We start from the raw sequence: 17420 nt of genomic DNA on the forward strand, positions 1-17420 counted from the left end.
CTGTGTGGAACGACGCGCGCACTACCAACCTGATCGCCAACACGCTGGCCGTGCTGGCGGTGTTGGCCATGCTCGCGGCCGCGGTCGTGTGGGTGGCGCATCGTCCGTACTTCACCCTGTCGGCGATCGAGCTGGAACCGTCGGCCGAGGGCGAGCTGCGCTATGTGTCGCCCGAATCGGTGCGCGCCGTGATCGCACGCCGTTTCGAGGGCAATTTCTTTACGGTCGACCTGGACCAGGCCCGCGAGGTGTTCGAGTCGGTGCCCTGGGTGCGTCGCGCGTCCGTCCGGCGGATCTGGCCGGACACGCTGCGTGTGCGCATCGAGGAACAGCAGCCGCTGGCGCTGTGGAACGAAAACCAGATGATCAATACCTGGGGCGAAGCCTTTACGGCCAATACGGGCGAGCTGGAAGACGACAGCGAACTGCCGCAGTTTTCCGGCCCGGAAGGCTCGGAGGGGCTGGTGGTGCAGCGCTATGCGGAACTGGCTCGCTGGTTCGCGCCGCTGGATCTGCAAGTGCGCGAACTGGACCTGAGCCCGCGCTATGCCTGGAAGGCCACCCTGTCCAACGGCATGGCGCTGGACCTGGGCCGCGACCCCGGCGCCGATGCGCCCGATCCGCATGGGCTGCCCGGCGCCCTGCCGTTCGCCGCGCGCATCCAGCGATTCGTGCAGGCCTGGCCCGCGGTGACCAGCCGGCTGGAAGGGCGCGGCGTCACGCAGGCGGACTTGCGTTACCCCAATGGTTTTGCGCTGGCCCTGGCGCCGCTGCCGGACGAATCGGCCAAATCCAAATCTCCATCCATCTCTTCGAAGAAGCGTTAACGCCATGACCCGTGACATCAAGGACCTTATCGTCGCCCTGGACATCGGCACCAGCAAGGTGGTCGCCGTGGTCGCCGAAATCCTGCCCGAGGGCCGCTTCGAAGTGCTGGGCCTGGGCCAGCATGAGTCGCGCGGCATGCGCAAGGGCGTGGTCGTCAATATCGAGACCACCGTCAACTCTATCCAGCGTGCGCTGGAAGAGGCCGAGCTGATGGCCGACTGCAAGATCCGCGACGTCTATACAGGGATCGCCGGCAGCCATATCCGCAGTTTCAACTCCAGCGGCATGGTCGCTGTGAAAGACAAGGAAGTCACCGCCACCGACGTGGCGCGCGTGATCGAGACCGCCAAGGCCGTCAATATCCCCACTGACCAGCAGGTGCTGCACGTGCTGACCCAGGAATTCATCGTCGACGGCCAGGAAGACATCCGCGAGCCCATCGGCATGAGCGGCCTGCGGCTCGAGGTCCGCGTGCATATCGTCACCGGCGCGGTCAGCGCGGCGCAGAACATCGTCAAGTGCGTGCGGCGCTGCGGGCTCGAGGTGCAGGACCTGATTCTGCAGCCGCTGGCTTCCAGCCTGTCGTGCCTGACATCCGACGAAAAAGAACTGGGCGTGGTGCTGGTCGATATCGGCGGCGGCACGACCGACGTGGCCATTTTCACCGGCGGGGCGATACGCCATACCGCGGTGCTGCCCATTGCTGGCGACCAGATCACTAACGATCTTGCCGCCATGCTGCGTACGCCGACGCCCGACGCCGAAGAGATCAAGCTGCGCTATGGCGTCGCCAAGCAGGTGCTGGCGCGTCCGGACGAGGCGGTCGAGGTGCCGGGCCTGGGCGATCGTGGCCCGCGCCAGGTCAAGCGCCAGGCGCTGGGGGCGGTGATCGAGCCGCGCGTCGAAGAACTGTTTTCGCTGGTGCAGCAAGTGGTGCGCGACTCGGGCTACGAAGACCTGCTGTCGTCCGGCGTCGTGCTGACTGGCGGCACGTCGCAGCTGCCCGGCATGGTCGAGCTGGCCGAGGATGTGTTCCTGAAGCCGGTGCGCGTGGCCGTGCCCGAATACGAAGGCAGCCTGGCGGACGTGATGCGCAACCCGCGCTTCTCGACCGTGATGGGCCTGCTTCAAGAGGCACGCATGCAACGGGTGCGCGGCCGCAAAGTGGCGGCGCAGACCGGTAGTTTCAAGACGCTGCTGGCGCGTATGAAGGAGTGGTTCATGAACTGATCAAAGGAGCAGGCAGGGCCTGTTCCTGGCGGCTGCAGCCCAAACAGACAACAGGGCGGCATTCGCCGAACCGAGGCGTTTCAAAACCGTTGCGGACCACATGGCCGGCTTCGTTTTTGAGGCGACTCACAAAAATAGGCTGTCGGGGAATTTTTTTGTGAATTGCAAATCCAGACTTGTGAGGGAGTCATCATGATGAACTTTGAGATGTTAGAGAGCAACACCAAAGGGACCGTTATCAAGGTCGTCGGTGTTGGCGGCGCGGGCGGCAATGCCGTCGCGCACATGATCCGCAGCGGCGTGCATGGCGTGGATTTCATCTGCGCCAATACCGACGCCCAGGCGTTGGCGGCCACCAACGCGCCGGTGCAGATTCGCCTGGGCCGCACCGGCCTGGGCGCCGGCGCCAAGCCCGAGCAGGGCCGGGCATCGGCGGAAACCGCCCGCGAGGAAATCCGCCAGGCCCTCAATGGCGCCCATATGGTGTTCATTACGGCCGGCATGGGCGGCGGCACCGGCACGGGCGCCAGCCCGGTCGTGGCCGAGGTTGCCAAGGAACTGGGCATCCTGACCGTGGGCGTGGTGACCAAGCCCTTCAGCTTCGAGGGCAACAAGCGCCTGAAGATGGCCGAAGATGGTATCGGCGAGCTCGCCAAGCACGTTCATTCGCTGATCGTGGTGCTGAACGAGAACCTGTACGAGCTGATGGACGAGGACGCGACGCAGGAAGACTGCTTCCGTTCGGCCGACGATATCCTGCACAACGCTTGCGCCGGCATTGCCGAGATCATCAATGTCGAAGGCAATGTGAACGTCGACTTCGAAGACGTGAAGACGATCATGGGCGAGCAGGGCCAGGCCATGATGGGCACGGCCACGGCCAGCGGCGCGGATAGGGCACGGGTTGCAGCCGAACAGGCCATTGCCTGCCCGCTGCTCGAGGGCGTGGATCTGAACGGCGCGCGCGGCGTGCTGGTCAACATCACCGCCAGCCGCACCCTGAAGATGCGCGAAACGCGCGAAATCATGGAAACCATCCGCAGCTATGCTTCGGACGACGCCACCGTGATCTTCGGCACCGCCTACGACGAGTCGATGGGCGACAACCTGCGCGTCACCGTGGTGGCCACCGGCCTGGGCCGCAATGTCGCGCGCCCGCAGTTGGTGCAGAATGCCGCCGAAGCGCTGCGTACCGGCACCGACAACCTGCCGATGGCCGGCATGATGGGCCAGGGCGGCGACTACCGTAACCTGGACATGCCGTCGGTGATGCGCAACCCGCGCACGCAGGCGTCGGCCCAGGTGCGCGCGCTGGAAAGCTCGGGCATGGACCACTTCGACATCCCGGCGTTCCTGCGCAAGCAGGCCGACTGACGGTGTTGCAACGGGCCGGGGAACCGGCCCGACTCCCTCGACGCCGGCCCGTCCTTCCCCAGGCGGGCCGGTCATGGGCGGCATTGTGCCGCCCGAAAAGGGGACATATTAGCGGCAATATTACGTGCGCATGGCACCCGGGTCTCCACGGGGTTACAATATGCACTTATGCCGGTGATTTCATTGATCTTTACTGGCGCAGGCTTCCCGCACAATTTCCCATGTTCCGACAGCGCAGCATTCAGAATCTCGTCCGTACCACTGGCGTAGGCGTCCATTCCGGCCGCCGGGTCGAGCTCACGTTGCGCCCTGCCGAAGCCAATACCGGCATCGTGTTTCATCGCGTCGACCTGCCCGAAGTCGTCGATCTGCCGGCGCAGGCCATGACCGTGGGCGACACCCGCATGGCGTCGGTGCTGCAGCAAGGCGACGTGCGCGTCTCCACAGTCGAGCACCTGATGTCGGCGCTGGCGGGCCTGGGCATCGACAACCTGCATGTCGACCTTACCGCCGAAGAAGTCCCCATCATGGATGGCAGCGCTGCCACCTTTGTGTACCTGCTGCGGTCGGCCGGCATTGTGGAGCAGAACGCTCCCAAGCAATTCATCAAGGTGCTCAAGCCGGTTGAAATCCGCGAAGGCGAGGGCCGCAACCTGAAATGGGCGCGCCTGGAACCGCACGACGGCTTTGCCTTGGCCTTCTCGATCGATTTCCGTCATCCGGCTATCGATTCCACCGCGAATTTCGCCGAAATCGATTTCGCCACCCATTCCTACGTGCGCGAGATCGCCCGCGCGCGCACCTTCGGCTTTGTCAACGAAGTCGAGGCCTTGCGTTCCATGGGCCTTGCGCGGGGCGGCAGCCTGGACAACGCCATCGTCATGGACGAGTACCGGGTGCTCAACAGCGATGGCTTGCGCTACGACGACGAGTTCGTCAAGCACAAGATCCTGGACGCCATCGGCGACCTTTATCTGTTGGGCAAGCCGCTGGTGGCCCGCTACGTGGCATGCAAATCGGGCCACGGGCTGAACAACCAGCTGGCCCGCGCGCTGCTGGCGCAGCGCGATGCCTGGGAATTGGTCACTTACGAATCCCAGGCGGCGGCCCCGCAGGCGTTCCGCCACGAATGGAAGCTGGCCTGACGGCCAGTCAGCGGGGCTTGTGATGGGCCAGCAGCCTGGCCACTGCATCGGCCAGCGGACCGGGCCGCAGTGTTCCCTTTAGCTGTTCAAAGGCGCCCAGCGCGGTTTCGCCCAGGGGCTCGGCTTCTTTGGGCGGGCGCGGCATTTTCGCGCCGGGCTTGGGCATTCCCGCTTGAACGCGAACCGCAATTTCGTTAAGGTTCCAGCCTTGGGCGCAGAGCGCCTGTGCGATCCGCGGCGCCATCTGGCGCAGCTTGGCCGCATGGGCGGCACTGGGCACCGCCAGCGTCAGGCGCTGGCTTTCCAGTTTGGCCACCACGCACATGACGCCCAGCGCAGGCGGCAGCACGGCGGCCACGGCTTGTTGTATTTGCAGATGCGTGCGTGCCGTAGCCAGTACGCCGGCGGCGCGCGTATCGTGACCCAGCCACCCCAGGGCGGTGTTGCCTTCCCGCCGGCCGGTGGCCGAACGTGTGCGGTATGGAATGGATCTGTTCATGCCGGCTCGAATAACAGGATACGTACCTTGAAAATCGTGATTATGCATGCCCGCGACGGGCAGCCTGGCCAGTTCGCCCTGGGGGGCGCGCAGCTGGTCCTGGTGCTGGCGGCCTTGCTGGCCACGGCCGCGCTCATCGGCGCCACCGTACAGCGCTACCTTACTCCAGTTGCCCCCGCCGCGTATTCGGTCGACTGGGCGGCCTACGCCCAGGATGCCCAGCCGGGGCGCGAGGCGGCGTTCCTGCGCGAAAACGTCAGCATGCTGGCCGCCAAGGTGGGCGAATTGCAGGCCAAGCTGGTGGGCATCGACAGCCTGGGCCGGCGCGTGGCCCAGGTCGCCGGGGTGGCCTATACCGATCCCGAACTGGCTGCCGAGCTAAATGCGCCCGCTCACGCCGAGCACGTCATGGACGATCTTTTCACCGACCGCCAGCCTCCGGGATACGAATCGGCCGAAGAGCTCGGCCGGCGTCTGGACGAGCTGCAGATGCGCCTGACGCAGCAGACCGACAACCTGCGCATGCTGGATGTGGCGCTGACGCGGCGTTCGGCCGACCAGGCCAGGCTGCCCTCCGGCGCGCCCATTGCCGATTATCCCTACCTGAGTTCCTCATACGGATGGCGCCGCAACCCGGTCACCCACCGCTACGCGATGCACGAGGGCCTGGATTTCTCCGCGCCGTCGGGTACCCCGATCCTTGCGGCGTCGGGGGGCGTGGTGCTCGAGGCCAGTTACCTGGCGGGCTACGGCAATACGGTCGAGATCGACCATGGCGACGGCCTGATCACCCGTTATGCCCACGCGTCCAAGCTGCTCGTCAAGCCCGGCGATGTGGTCGCGCGCGGCCAGGAGATCGCGCGCGTCGGCTCTACGGGCCGCTCTACGGGCCCCCACCTGCATTTCGAGGTGCGCCTGGCGGGCCAGCCCCTGGATCCCCGCCTGTTCCTGCAGTCGCCCGAGGCCCGGCCGCCGGTGGTCGCTCAGGGCCCGGATACCGCCGCGGCCGGCGAACCGGTCACCCAATGATCCGGTGCGACGCTTTTGCGGTTGGTCCTGTCACTGCCGCGCAGGTGCGTTAAACTCGATTGTTTCCCAGCGGAGTTGTCCGCTCAACCAAATAACAATCCGCCCCGGGCGGAGTCCGGCCCATCGGGGGGCGGGCGCCGCCGGTGCCGCCACCGACACGCATGGTTTCTTTGCTCAAAAAACTCATAGGCAGCCGCAACGACCGGTTGCTTAAGCAGTATCGCAAGCTGGTCGTCCAGATCAACGCACTGGAACCCAAGTTCGCCGCGCTTTCCGACGCAGAGCTGGCGGCCAAGACCCAGGAATTCCGTACCCGCCACGCCGACGGCACGTCGCTGGACGACTTGCTGCCCGAAGCGTTTGCGGTGGTTCGCGAAGCCGGCAAGCGCGTGTTCGGCATGCGCCACTTCGATGTGCAGCTGCTGGGGGGCATCGCCCTGCATAACGGCAAGATCGCCGAAATGCGTACCGGCGAAGGCAAGACACTCATGGCCACGTTGCCCGTGTACCTGAACGCCATCGCCGGCAAGGGCGTGCATGTGGTCACGGTCAACGACTACCTGGCCCGACGCGACGCCGAATGGATGGGGCGGTTGTACCGATTCCTGGGCATGAGCACCGGCGTGGTGGTGCCGCAGCAGCCGAACGACGAGAAAATCGCCGCCTACGCTGCCGACATCACGTACGGCACCAACAACGAGTTCGGCTTCGACTACCTGCGCGACAACATGGAATACCGCGTCGAAGACCGGCGCCAGCGCAGCCTGACGTACGCCATCGTCGACGAAGTCGACTCCATCCTGATCGACGAAGCCCGTACGCCGCTGATCATCTCGGGCCAGGCCGAAGACCACACCGAACTGTACGTGCGCATGAACGCCGTGCCGCCGCTCCTGAAGCGCATGGCGTCCGAGCCCAAGCCGCACGAACCCGAGCCCGAAGGTGACTACTGGGTCGACGAGAAATCCCAGCAAGTGTTCCTGTCCGAGAGCGGCCACGAAAACGCCGAGCGCATTCTTGCCGAGCTGGGCCTGCTGCCGGCGGGCGAATCGCTGTACGACCCCCGCCACATCGCGCTCATGCACCACCTGATGGTGGCGCTGCGCGCCAATACGCTGTTCTTCCGCGACCAGCAATATGTGGTGCAGGACGGCGAAGTCGTCATCGTCGACGAGTTCACCGGCCGCCTGATGGTGGGCCGGCGCTGGTCCGATGGCCTGCACCAGGCCGTCGAGGCCAAGGAAGGCGTGAAGATCCAGCACGAAAACCAGACGCTGGCCTCCATCACGTTCCAGAATTACTTCCGGATGTACGACAAGCTGGCCGGCATGACCGGTACGGCGGATACCGAGGCCTACGAATTCCAGGAAATCTATAGCCTGGAAACGGTCATCATCCCCACCAACAAACCCATGGTCCGCAAGGACCAGAACGACCAGGTCTTCAAGACGGCGAATGAAAAGTACAACGCCATCCTGAACGATATCCGCGACTGCCACGAACGCGGCCAGCCGGTACTGGTCGGTACGACCAGTATTGAAAACTCCGAGCTGTTGTCCAACCTGCTCAAGCAGGCCGGGCTGCCGCACGAGGTGCTCAACGCCAAGCAGCATGCGCGCGAAGCCGAGATCGTTGCCGAAGCGGGCAAGCCGGGCCACATCACCATTGCCACCAACATGGCCGGGCGCGGCACCGACATCGTGCTGGGCGGCAGTGTCGACAAGCAGGTCGACCTGATCCGCGCCGACGAAACGCTGTCCGACGCCGAAAAAGAAGCGCGTATCGAGAAAGTGCGGTCCGAATGGCAGCCAACCAACGAGGCGGTCAAGGCCGCAGGCGGCTTGCGCATCATCGGCACCGAGCGCCACGAATCGCGCCGCATCGACAACCAGTTGCGCGGCCGTGCCGGCCGCCAGGGCGACCCGGGCTCGTCGCGCTTTTACCTTTCGCTTGAAGACCCGCTGATGCGCATTTTCGCGGGCGACCGCGTGCGCGCCATCATGGAACGCCTGAAGCTGCCCGAAGGCGAGCCCATCGAGGCAGGCATGGTGACGCGTTCCATCGAGACCGCGCAGCGCAAGGTCGAAGGCCGCAACTTCGACATCCGCAAGCAGCTGCTCGAGTACGACGACGTTGCCAACGACCAGCGCAAGGTACTGTACTCGCAACGCAACGAAGTCCTCGAATCCACGTCCATCCGCGCTTCGGTCGAGGGGCTCAGCGAATCCGCGGCCACCGATCTGGTGCGCCGGTTCATTCCGGCCGAGTCGGTCGAAGAACAATGGGACGTGCCGGCTCTGGAGCAGGCGCTGGCGGGCGACTGGCAGATCCATCTGCCGCTGGCCGACATGCTGGAAAAAGAGCCCAACCTTACCGACGACGACATCCTGCAGCGGGTGCTGCAGGCGGTGCGCGACGTGTACGCGGCCAAGATCGCACAGGTGGGCGAAGAGCCCTGGGCGCAGTTCGAGCGTTCGATCATGCTGCAGGCCATCGACACCCATTGGCGCGAACACCTGTCGGCCCTGGACTACCTGCGCCAGGGCATACACCTGCGCGGCTATGCGCAGAAGAACCCCAAGCAGGAATACAAGCGCGAGGCGTTCGAGCTGTTTTCGAACATGCTCGACCGTATCCGCGACGATGTCGTCCGGGTACTGCTGACGGTGCGTGTCCAGACGGCCGAGCAGGTCGAGCAGGCGGCCGAGGCCGAAACCAGCCAGCCGCACGTGCAGAACGTCCAGTACCACCATTCCGACTACGACGAGGCGCTGGGCGACGCCAACGCGCCGGCGCAGCAGCCGGCCCAGCCGCCGGCCCAGCAACCGGTACGCAACTACATGCCCAAGGTCGGCCGTAACGACCCTTGCCCGTGCGGCAGCGGCAAGAAGTTCAAACACTGCCACGGCAAGCTGGCCTGAGGGCGCCGCCATGTTGCACGACGCGGGGCGCACGGAATTCGACCACGCCGTGGTCATGGTGCGCGACCGGCTCGACGAGCTGGCGCCACACTACGAGCGGCAGGGCTTTCTGCTGAGCGACAAGTCGGTGCACAACCTGGGTTCGTGCAACCGGCTCGTCGTACTCGACAGTACGTACATCGAATTGCTGGGCTGGCCGCCCGGCGCGCCGCCCGCACGCAAAGAAATTGCCGATTCGCCGTTCGGGCTCGAGGCCCTGGTGTTTCGCACCGATGACGCCCAGCGCACCTACCAGCGGTTGCACGACGCGGGTTTTGCGGTGAACCCCGTACAAGACCTGACGCGACCGGCCCAGGTCGATGGCCGCGAAGTGCAGGCCCGTTTTCAGACGGTGCGCTTTTCGCAGCAGCCGCTGCCCGGTTTCCGGATGTACTTCTGCCGCCACCTGACGCCGGAATGTGTATGGAATCCGGCGCTGATGTCGCACGCCAACGGCGCGCGGCGCATTCACAGCATCGAGGTGCGGGCCTCGGACGCGCGCGAGGTGGCCAGGCAGCTGGCAACAGTGGCAGACGTTCCCGTCGAGGCCGCCGGCGACGGCTGGGATGTGCCGCTGGGCAACATGCACCTGCATGTCGTTCCGGACGCGGGCGCTGTTCAGCCCACGCTGGCCCGCCTGGTGCTCGAAAACCGCGACGGTGTGCGCTACGCGCTGGACACCGGGCTGTAGCCGCGGCACGCAAGCTCAGGCGGCGGCCGGCACCAACTGGTTCACGCCCGATTGCGCGTCGGCCTGTGCCACCCCATAGATGTGCAAGGATATCGCCACGCGGTCGCCCGCATTGCGCAGCCGGTGTATCTGGTGCAGGCCGGGAGTGGCGGTGGCCACGTCGCGCGGCCGCCGCAGCGCCTCGCCCACGGGGCGGGCCACGCACGCTGCGGCGTCCCACTGGTAATGGGTTTCCTGAAGTTCTCCCTGCAGCACCCGGTAGGCGCACCAGGTCTTGTGGCCGTGCACCGGCGTCGCCTGGCCGGGGCGCCATACCAGGTAGAAAACCGTGAACGTGCCCTGCGGATCGCTGTAGGCGATGTGACGCAGGTAGGTATCCGGATGGCCGTCGCGCAAATGCACCGGCAGGTGCTCGAGCAAGTCCGGTGCATCGGCGGCGCTCCTGGCCAGGATATCCAGCAGATGGCGCTGCGCCTGGCGCTGCGCGGCGCGCACGGCAGAGCATAGGGAATCCAGGCAAGTCACGGTGGTTGCGCTGATGTGCTGCATGGCGTTCTTGAAAGGCAGGTTGACCCGACCATGCTATCGCCTTGCCCCGGAACGGTTTTGCCAAATGCGCCCGCCGGCGGCGCGGGATTAGAAAAAATTTGCGTGACCGCCGGGGGTTCTATGCACGTTTGCCCGCGCAGCGCATAATTCGCGCACGCAAGCGTGTGTAGACTAGGCTATCAGGAGCGGACATGAAGGTCGCAGTGTTGGGGGCGGGTGTCGCCGGCGTCGCCGTGGCGTATTACTTGTGGCGCGACGGGCATGAAGTCACGGTGCTGGACCGCCAGCCAGGCCCCGCGATGGAGACCAGCTTTGGCAATGCCGGCGGCCTGTGCCCCAGCTTCGCCGGCCCTTGGGCCGCCCCGGGCATGGTGGGCAAGGTCTTGAAAATGGCCCTGCAACGCCAGGCGCCCATCCGTTTTTCGTTTGCCCCGAATCCACGCAAGCTGGCCTGGCTGGCGCGCTGGCTGGGCAACTGTACCGCCGAGCGCTTCCGCGACAACAAACTGCGCATGCAGCGGGTGGCCCATTACAGCGATGCCTGCCTGCGGGAACTGGCGGACTCGGGCTTGCCCATCGAGTTCGATCATCACCGCGACGGCACCTTGCAAGTGTTTCGCGCGCAAGCCGACATGAAAGCAGTGCCTGCCATTACGCGCGCCCTGGATGAATTCGAGGTTCCGTGGCAATTGCTCGATGCGAGCGGCGTGCGTCGCCTGGAGCCTGCTTTGGCATCGGCCCAGGCCCCGATTGCGGGCGCACTCTACTTGCCGCTGGACGGCTCGGGCGACAGTCACAAGTTTGCCAATGATCTGGCCGCCTATCTGGCGTCGCAGGGCGTGACCTTTCGGTACGGCGCGCGCGTCAGCGCATTGGCACGGGCGGGCGACCGCATCGAGGGGATACGCGTCGACGGCGCCGCCGGTCTGCTGGCGGCCGATGCATACGTGGTGGCCCTGGGAACGCAGGCGCCGTTCCTGTTGCGTCCGCTGGGCCTGAAGCTGCCGGTGTACCCCTTGAAAGGCTATTCGATCACGGCGCGCATTACCGACGATGCCCGCGCGCCCCGTGCCGCCATCATGGACGAATACAACAAGGTCATGATCTCGCGCCTGGGCGATCGCGTGCGGGCGGCCGGCATGGCCGAACTCAAGGGCTATAGCCTGGCCGTGGACCCCGGCCGCGTGGCATTTCTTGCCGGCGTGGTGCGCGAATGGTTTCCGCAAGGCCTGGACCTGGATGGGGCGCAGCCCTGGGCGGGGCTGCGCCCCATGACACCCGACGGGCCGGCCATACTGGGCAAGACACGCTATGCCAATCTGTTCCTGGATTGCGGCCATGGATCCAATGGCTGGACGCAGGCCTGCGGCACCGGCAAGATCGTGGCGGACGTCGTGGCCGGGCGCACGCCGGAAATCGACCTGGACGGCCTGACTGCAGACCGTTATGCCTGACACCTTTTACGCCGGCGGACCGCTACATGGACCAGATTGATCTCAAAATACTGAGCCTGCTGCAGAAAGACGCCACGCGCCCGGTGGCCGAGATTGCCGAACAGGTCAATCTGTCGGTCACGCCGTGCTGGCGCCGCATACAGAAGCTGAAAGAAGACGGCGTGATCGAACGCACCACCGTGCTGGTCGACCCGGGCGCCGTGGGCCTGGGGCTGACCGTTTTCGTGTCGATCAAGACCAGCCAGCACAATGCCAAGTGGACGCAGAACCTGATCGGCGCCGTGACGTCCCTGCCCAACGTCGTCGAGTTTCATCGCATGGCGGGCGACCTGGACTATCTCTTGAAAGTGGTCGTGGCGGATATGGCGGCCTACGACCGCTTCTATCAGCGGCTGATCAAGGCGGTGGACCTGCTCGATGTCAGCGCCAGCTTTTCGATGGAAGTGATCAAGAGCACGACCGAGCTGCCGCTGGAGCCCGCCGGACGGCCGTAGGATGGCGGGCCGCCGTGGCTACAGCAGGAAAATGGTGGCCAGGCCCAGGAAGATGAAAAACCCCAGCGAGTCGGTGGCGAATGTCAGCAGTACCGACGAGCCGATGGCCGGGTCTTTGCCAAAGCGCGCGCGCACCATGGGCACCAGCACGCCGACCGACGCGCCTACCAGCATGTTGCAGATCATGGCCGCCATCATCACGATGGCAATGGCGACGGAATTCGATATGCCCCAGGCAAACAACGCCGCCACCACGCTGCCGCACAGGCCCACCAGCAGGGTGACGAGCATTTCGCGCTTGACCAGCTGCCACAGGTTGCGGCCGGTAATGCGGCCCACGGCCAGCGCGCGGATGATCATGGTCATCGTCTGGTTGCCCGAGTTTCCGCCGATGCCCGCCACGATGGACATCAGGAAAGCCAGGATCACGATGTGGCTGACGGTGTCTTCGAACCGCGAGGCGACAAACGACGCGGTTGCCGCCGTGCACAGATTGAACAGCAGCCATGGCGCCCGGTTGCGCAGGGCCATCGCGACGGGCGCAAAGATGTCTTCTTCTTGCAGGCCGGCGCGCGACAGCGCTTGTTCTTGCGAGTCTTCGCGCATCACGTCGACCACGTCGGCAATGGTGACGCGCCCGATCAGCCGGCCCTGGTCGTCCATGACAGGCGCCGACACGAGATCGTAGCGCTCGAATGCACCGGCGGCATCGGCGTCGGAATCCAGCGGATTGAGCGTCAGGAAATCCGTGCTCATGACCTCGCGCACTTCGGTTTCGGGTTCGCTGACCAGCAGCTTCGACAAGGGCAGGACGCCCTGCAGCTTGTCTTGCCGGTCGACCACGAAAACCTGGTCGGTGTGGTCGGGCAGTTCGTGCAGGCGACGCAGGTAGCGCAACACCACTTCGAGCGTGACGTCTTCGCGTACACGCACCATTTCGAAGTCCATGATGGCGCCCACGCTGTCCTCGGGGTACCCCATGGCCTCGAGCAACTGCGCGCGCTCTTCTTCGGTCAGGCCTTTCTGCACTTCGGCCACGACATCGGGCGGCAGGTCAGGCGCCAGGTCGGCCAGCTCGTCGGCATCCATGTTGCCGGTGGCGGCCACGAGGTCCTGGCGGTCCATTGCCTCGATGAGCGATTCGCGGACCCAGTCTTCGACCTCGAGCAGGACGTCGGCGTCATGGTGAGGGCTCACCAGGCGCCAGACCGCCTGCCGTTCTTCCTTGGGCAGCGATTCGAGGATGAACGCGATGTCCGCCGGATGCAGGTCGTTGACCAGCGCCGCGAGCTCGGTCTCGTGCTGGCGATGCACCAGGTCTTCGACCAGCGATGCCTTGCTGTCGCCTTGTTCTTGCCGATGGACCAGGTCTTCGACCACCTGCTGGCGGCGCAGCAGGTCCTGGACTTCGGCCAGGGCGTGCTGGGCGTCTTCGGGGTCGAGCCGGCGAGGCGTCGCCTTCGGCTTGGTGGCGGCGGCGGGCTGCTGCGTCATAGGAGTACGGCCGGGCGGGTTAGGGACTAAAGGGCGGGCAGAGGCCGGCTACGCCGGGCTTCGTCGGTGGCGACGTAGGTAAGCGTGGCTTCGGTGACCTTGACGACTTCGGCATCCAGACGGTGGCGCTCGGCATAGACCTCGACCGATACGGTAACCGATGTGGTGCCGGTTTTCGTGATGGCGGCGTAGAAGCTGAGCAGGTCGCCCACGAAGACAGGCTGCTTGAACTGAAAGGCGTTGACCGCCACCGTGGCCACCCGGCCCGCGGCTCGCCGGGCCGCGAGCACCGACCCGGCAATGTCCACCTGGGCCATGATCCAGCCGCCGAAAACATCACCATGAATGTTGGCGTCGGCCGGCATGGGCATGACGCGCAACACCGGGTCGCGGCCTTGCGGCAGCCGGGTTGTAAAAGCGTTGGACGCAGACATGGCGCGCTCCTGTACAGGGTGGAGACGGGCCGATTATGCAGGAAAACGCCCTGCCATGCGGAGGCATGCCGCGCGCGCGGGGCAACGGCATGACCTGGACAGCGATGCTCGGCAGGGCTACCGGGTCAAACCCTTCCCAGCAGATTGAAGCGTACGTTGACTAGGTGTTCGAGGATGTGCTGCTTGGCCGTGTCGGCGTCACGGTTTTTCAGCGCCGCCACAATCTGCCGGTGTTCGTGCTGATAACGGGCGCGTCGCTCCGGCGTTACGCTTTTTTTCTTGAGCAGGCCCCATTCCCCACTGTTGCGAACTTCGGCCAGCATCTGGAAGACACGCACGAAAAAGCCATTGTGCGTCGCCAACGCCAAGTGTTCATGCAGGGCGCTGTCCCAGTGTTCGAATTCTTCAAGCGTGCCGGCTGCCTCTGCCTGGGCGCAGCACTCGTCCAGGTGTTCAAAGTCGCCGGCAGTGGCATTGCTGACGATCAAGTCAACCAGCATCGGCTCCAGCAGCAGACGGGCTTCCATGATTTCGGCGGGGCTGATGCTGGACGGCTCGAACTCTTGGCCATCCCTTGCACCCGCGGCGCCCTCGGTGACATAGGTGCCGCTGCCAACCTTTTGTTCGATCAGGCCCATGTCGCGCAGTTCTTGCAATACGCGGCGCAGCGCGGACCGGCTTACGCCGAAATCCGCGCACAACTTGCGCTCGGTGGGCAGCCGGCCACCGGCGGGCCAGCGGCCGCGTTTCAGGCCTTCAAGCAATTCTGTGCGGACGATTTGCGCGGGGTCGGAAGTAACGACGAGCTTGGGTGCACTGGACATGGCGTTTCAATAATTGGTCTTTATTGGTTATACCACTGGGCGCGCTATTTGATAGCTGCTGAGGGAGTTTTTAAGGGTAATCCCTAGAGGGCTTGAGAAAAAATTGGGATATATTCTCGATCTATCGAGATCAATCAATATCAATTTGAACCAATTGGCGTGTCGCCTTCAATGCGGTGCCGGCCGGAGAGGTTCACCACCCCCAAGGGAGAAGACATGCCCACGATTCACTTGTTCAGCGGCGGGGCCGCACAGGGCCTGGTCAAGGCGCTGGAGCCCGATTTCATGCGCGAGTCCGGCGGCGGCATCCAGGGTACGTTCGGCGCAGTAGGCATGATGAAAGAAAAGTTGCTACGAGGCGAGCAGTGCGACCTGGTGATCTTGAGCCAGAAGCTGGTCGATGAGTTGGCGGCCGACGGCCATGTCGTGCCAGCCAGTATGCGGGCAATCGGCGTCGTGCACACAGGCATTGCAGTACGCGACGCAGACGCGGCCGTGGATGTGGGCGACGCCGATGCGCTTGGACGCGCCCTGCGAAACGCGAAGGCGATTTATTTCCCCGATCCGGAAAAGGCGACGGCGGGAATCCATTTCATGGGCGTGCTCAAGAAACTGGGGTTGGATCTGGAGCTGGCTGACCGGCTGCGACCGTATCCCAATGGCGCCACCGCCATGCGGGAAATGGCCAGCGCCGGCACTGGGGTGATCGGTTGTACGCAGGTTTCGGAAATAGTCAGCACACCCGGTGTTCGGCTGGTTGCCTCGCTGCCGCCGGAGTTTGCCTTGGCGACGACCTATACGGCTGCTGTCACGAGCCGGGCCGCCGAGCCGGCCCTGGCCGCGCGGCTTATCGATTTGCTGACCCGGCCCGAGACGCTTGCGGATCGCCGCAACGCCGGCATCGAGTAATCAGGCCAGACATCCAACCACGAGGATCATGATGAAAACCGCATTCTTTCGGCATGCCGCCACGGCGCTTTGTATCGTCGCAGGAGCGACAACGGGGGCGTACGCCCAGGATTATCCGTCCAAGCCTATTCAGCTTATTGTTCCCCAGGCCGCCGGGGGCGGATCCGACACCATCGCACGGTTTATCGGCGAGCGCCTGGGCGCCAGGCTCGGGCAACCGGTGGTGGTCGAGAATCGTCCAGGAGCGGCCGGCATCCTTGGCGCGGAATATGTAAAGCGTGCAGCGCCTGACGGCTATACGTTGCTGCTGGGGGCTATCGATACCATCACGGCGCCCATGGTGAACCCCGGAGTGACGCTGGACGTGCAGAAAGATTTCGAGCCGGTCACACAGCTGGCGCAGTCACCCAACGTATGGGTGCTCAGCCCGTCGTTCGAGGGCAAGACCATGGCCGACCTCGTGCGCATTGCCAAGAGCAAGCCCGACCAGATCGACTTCGCGTCGTCGGGCGTGGGCGGCATGCAGCACCTGGCAGGCGAGCTGTTGAACCAGATGGCAGATATCAGGCTGGCGCACGTGCCCTATAAAGGGGGCCCGCCGGGATTTGCCGACGTGATCGGCGGGCGGGTGCCTGCCATGGTGTCGGGCTTTCAGGGGGCCTTGCCGCAGGTGCAGACCGGCAAGGTGGTTGCGGCGGCGGTGACCGACGTCAAGCGTTCCAAGGCATTGCCCGACGTGCCCACGGTGGCCGAGGCCCTGAATCTTCCGGGGTACCAGGCCATGAATTGGCAAGGTTTGTTCTTTCCGGCCGGGACCCCACGCGCCAGCGTGGAACGCGTGGCGTCGGAAATCACGCAAATCCTTGCCGAGCCCGATACGCGCAAGCAACTTGAAGACATGGGCTACGAGCCTGTAGGCAACACGCCCGACGCATTTGCAGCGATCATCAAGGCAGACCACGATAAATGGGCCGAGCTGATCAAGTCGGCCGATATCAAGATCAACTGAGACGGCGCCGGTGGCGAACCGCCCGCCGTGTTTCGCAAGGTTCAACAGGAGTAATCATGGCAATCATTCGTGGAAATCCCCCGTCGATGAAGAACGTGCGGGCGTCGGTATACAACCACTATGTGCGGGTGGACCAGCCCAAAAGCCTGATCTTTGTGTCGGGGCAATTGGCGCGCGATGACGAAGGCAATCAAGTGGGTGTCGGCAGCATGCTGGAACAGACCCGGCAGTGTCTGCGCAATGTTGAAAAATGTCTTGAAGCGGCTGGCGCAGCGTTATCGGACGTAGTGTGGACGACTGTCTACACCACCGACATCCGCGAATTCAAGCAGATCGTTGCCGCGCGCGAAGAGTTCTGCAAGACGAACCTGCCTACCAGCACTATGGTGGAAGTCAGTCACCTTAGCGAGCCTGGCCTGTTGGTCGAGATCCAGGTGATTGCAGCGGCGTAACCCGGGCTCGGCCGGTGTGCCCCAAGGCTGGCCCATTGAAACCCC

General features: G+C 64.6%; 17 protein-coding genes. 12 read left to right on the forward strand and 5 right to left on the reverse strand.

Going from position 1 to position 17420, the window contains the following annotated elements:
- The first annotated feature begins 2 nt into the window (after positions 1–2).
- From CAL18_RS02030 to lpxC, 4 genes are all read left to right on the forward strand, one after another.
- On the forward strand, positions 3–827 hold the full coding sequence (locus tag CAL18_RS02030; RefSeq protein ID WP_026641072.1) for a cell division protein FtsQ/DivIB: 825 nt from the start codon (positions 3–5) through the stop codon (positions 825–827).
- A gap of 4 nt (positions 828–831) precedes the next feature.
- Positions 832–2058 (forward strand): cell division protein FtsA, encoded by a 1227-nt coding sequence (ftsA, locus tag CAL18_RS02035; protein WP_026641071.1) that lies wholly within the window; start codon positions 832–834, stop codon positions 2056–2058.
- Positions 2059–2250: 192 nt separating this feature from the next.
- On the forward strand, positions 2251–3432 hold the full coding sequence (gene ftsZ / locus CAL18_RS02040; RefSeq protein WP_026641070.1) for a cell division protein FtsZ: 1182 nt from the start codon (positions 2251–2253) through the stop codon (positions 3430–3432).
- A 221-nt stretch (positions 3433–3653) separates the two neighbouring features.
- A complete protein-coding gene (gene lpxC, locus CAL18_RS02045) occupies positions 3654–4577 on the forward strand; it encodes a UDP-3-O-acyl-N-acetylglucosamine deacetylase (protein ID WP_026641069.1) in 924 nt (307 codons plus the stop codon).
- A gap of 7 nt (positions 4578–4584) precedes the next feature.
- On the opposite strand, the gene CAL18_RS02050 is transcribed toward lpxC, so the two are convergent.
- On the reverse strand, positions 4585–5076 hold the full coding sequence (locus CAL18_RS02050) for a flagellar hook-length control protein FliK (protein ID WP_026641068.1): 492 nt from the start codon (positions 5074–5076) through the stop codon (positions 4585–4587).
- A 42-nt stretch (positions 5077–5118) separates the two neighbouring features.
- Between CAL18_RS02050 and CAL18_RS02055 the strand changes: the two genes are divergently transcribed.
- From CAL18_RS02055 to CAL18_RS02065, 3 genes are all read left to right on the forward strand, one after another.
- Positions 5119–6105, forward strand: coding sequence for a M23 family metallopeptidase (locus CAL18_RS02055; RefSeq protein ID WP_026641067.1), 987 nt, complete (start codon positions 5119–5121; stop codon positions 6103–6105).
- Positions 6106–6266: 161 nt separating this feature from the next.
- A complete protein-coding gene (gene secA / locus CAL18_RS02060; protein ID WP_026641066.1) occupies positions 6267–9026 on the forward strand; it encodes a preprotein translocase subunit SecA in 2760 nt (919 codons plus the stop codon).
- A gap of 10 nt (positions 9027–9036) precedes the next feature.
- Positions 9037–9756 carry a VOC family protein gene (locus CAL18_RS02065; RefSeq protein ID WP_026641065.1) on the forward strand — a complete coding sequence of 240 codons (720 nt, stop codon included), beginning with the start codon at positions 9037–9039 and terminating at the stop codon, positions 9754–9756.
- A 15-nt stretch (positions 9757–9771) separates the two neighbouring features.
- Here the strand turns inward: CAL18_RS02065 and CAL18_RS02070 are convergent, their stop codons facing one another.
- Positions 9772–10305, reverse strand: coding sequence for a cysteine dioxygenase family protein (locus tag CAL18_RS02070; RefSeq protein WP_026641064.1), 534 nt, complete (start codon positions 10303–10305; stop codon positions 9772–9774).
- Between the two features lie 191 nt (positions 10306–10496).
- Between CAL18_RS02070 and CAL18_RS02075 the strand changes: the two genes are divergently transcribed.
- Positions 10497–11759 (forward strand): D-amino acid dehydrogenase, encoded by a 1263-nt coding sequence (locus CAL18_RS02075; RefSeq protein ID WP_094817242.1) that lies wholly within the window; start codon positions 10497–10499, stop codon positions 11757–11759.
- A gap of 26 nt (positions 11760–11785) precedes the next feature.
- Complete coding sequence (locus CAL18_RS02080; RefSeq protein WP_026641062.1) at positions 11786–12253, forward strand: Lrp/AsnC family transcriptional regulator; 468 nt, start codon at positions 11786–11788, stop codon at positions 12251–12253.
- Between the two features lie 18 nt (positions 12254–12271).
- Here CAL18_RS02080 and mgtE read toward each other — a convergent pair whose 3' ends face one another.
- The 3 genes from mgtE to CAL18_RS02095 all read right to left on the reverse strand — a co-directional run bounded on the left by mgtE (position 12272) and on the right by CAL18_RS02095 (position 15005).
- A complete protein-coding gene (mgtE, locus tag CAL18_RS02085) occupies positions 12272–13747 on the reverse strand; it encodes a magnesium transporter (RefSeq protein WP_026641061.1) in 1476 nt (491 codons plus the stop codon).
- Between the two features lie 26 nt (positions 13748–13773).
- Positions 13774–14181, reverse strand: coding sequence for an acyl-CoA thioesterase (locus tag CAL18_RS02090; protein WP_026641060.1), 408 nt, complete (start codon positions 14179–14181; stop codon positions 13774–13776).
- Between the two features lie 125 nt (positions 14182–14306).
- Positions 14307–15005, reverse strand: a complete 699-nt coding sequence (locus CAL18_RS02095) for a FadR/GntR family transcriptional regulator (RefSeq protein ID WP_026641059.1) — start codon at positions 15003–15005, stop codon at positions 14307–14309.
- A 216-nt stretch (positions 15006–15221) separates the two neighbouring features.
- Between CAL18_RS02095 and CAL18_RS02100 the strand changes: the two genes are divergently transcribed.
- From CAL18_RS02100 to CAL18_RS02110, 3 genes are read left to right on the forward strand one after another with little or no spacing between them, the layout of a single operon-like run.
- On the forward strand, positions 15222–15914 hold the full coding sequence (locus CAL18_RS02100) for a molybdate ABC transporter substrate-binding protein (RefSeq protein ID WP_094795936.1): 693 nt from the start codon (positions 15222–15224) through the stop codon (positions 15912–15914).
- A gap of 28 nt (positions 15915–15942) precedes the next feature.
- Entirely contained in the window at positions 15943–16923 is a 981-nt protein-coding gene (locus tag CAL18_RS02105) for a Bug family tripartite tricarboxylate transporter substrate binding protein (protein ID WP_094795937.1), read from the forward strand.
- A 56-nt stretch (positions 16924–16979) separates the two neighbouring features.
- The gene (locus tag CAL18_RS02110) at positions 16980–17375 is read left to right on the forward strand and encodes a RidA family protein (RefSeq protein ID WP_170940277.1); all 396 of its coding nucleotides are present in this window, start codon (positions 16980–16982) and stop codon (positions 17373–17375) included.
- Positions 17376–17420: the final 45 nt, after the last annotated feature.

The sequence above is a fragment of the Bordetella genomosp. 7 genome (assembly GCF_002261415.1).
GTDB lineage: Bacteria > Pseudomonadota > Gammaproteobacteria > Burkholderiales > Burkholderiaceae_B > Bordetella_A.

Bases quoted from the DNA above. Each gene is read 5' to 3' on its own strand.
- ftsA (WP_026641071.1), top strand. From the start codon at position 832: ATGACCCGTGACATCAAGGACCTTATCGTCGCCCTGGACATCGGCACC.
- ftsZ (WP_026641070.1), top strand. From the start codon at position 2,251: ATGATGAACTTTGAGATGTTAGAGAGCAACACCAAAGGGACCGTTATC.
- lpxC (WP_026641069.1), top strand. From the start codon at position 3,654: ATGTTCCGACAGCGCAGCATTCAGAATCTCGTCCGTACCACTGGCGTA.
- CAL18_RS02050 (WP_026641068.1), bottom strand. From the start codon at position 5,076: ATGAACAGATCCATTCCATACCGCACACGTTCGGCCACCGGCCGGCGG.
- CAL18_RS02055 (WP_026641067.1), top strand. From the start codon at position 5,119: ATGCATGCCCGCGACGGGCAGCCTGGCCAGTTCGCCCTGGGGGGCGCG.
- secA (WP_026641066.1), top strand. From the start codon at position 6,267: ATGGTTTCTTTGCTCAAAAAACTCATAGGCAGCCGCAACGACCGGTTG.
- CAL18_RS02065 (WP_026641065.1), top strand. From the start codon at position 9,037: ATGTTGCACGACGCGGGGCGCACGGAATTCGACCACGCCGTGGTCATG.
- CAL18_RS02070 (WP_026641064.1), bottom strand. From the start codon at position 10,305: ATGCAGCACATCAGCGCAACCACCGTGACTTGCCTGGATTCCCTATGC.
- CAL18_RS02075 (WP_094817242.1), top strand. From the start codon at position 10,497: ATGAAGGTCGCAGTGTTGGGGGCGGGTGTCGCCGGCGTCGCCGTGGCG.
- CAL18_RS02080 (WP_026641062.1), top strand. From the start codon at position 11,786: ATGGACCAGATTGATCTCAAAATACTGAGCCTGCTGCAGAAAGACGCC.
- mgtE (WP_026641061.1), bottom strand. From the start codon at position 13,747: ATGACGCAGCAGCCCGCCGCCGCCACCAAGCCGAAGGCGACGCCTCGC.
- CAL18_RS02090 (WP_026641060.1), bottom strand. From the start codon at position 14,181: ATGTCTGCGTCCAACGCTTTTACAACCCGGCTGCCGCAAGGCCGCGAC.
- CAL18_RS02095 (WP_026641059.1), bottom strand. From the start codon at position 15,005: ATGTCCAGTGCACCCAAGCTCGTCGTTACTTCCGACCCCGCGCAAATC.
- CAL18_RS02100 (WP_094795936.1), top strand. From the start codon at position 15,222: ATGCCCACGATTCACTTGTTCAGCGGCGGGGCCGCACAGGGCCTGGTC.
- CAL18_RS02105 (WP_094795937.1), top strand. From the start codon at position 15,943: ATGATGAAAACCGCATTCTTTCGGCATGCCGCCACGGCGCTTTGTATC.
- CAL18_RS02110 (WP_170940277.1), top strand. From the start codon at position 16,980: ATGGCAATCATTCGTGGAAATCCCCCGTCGATGAAGAACGTGCGGGCG.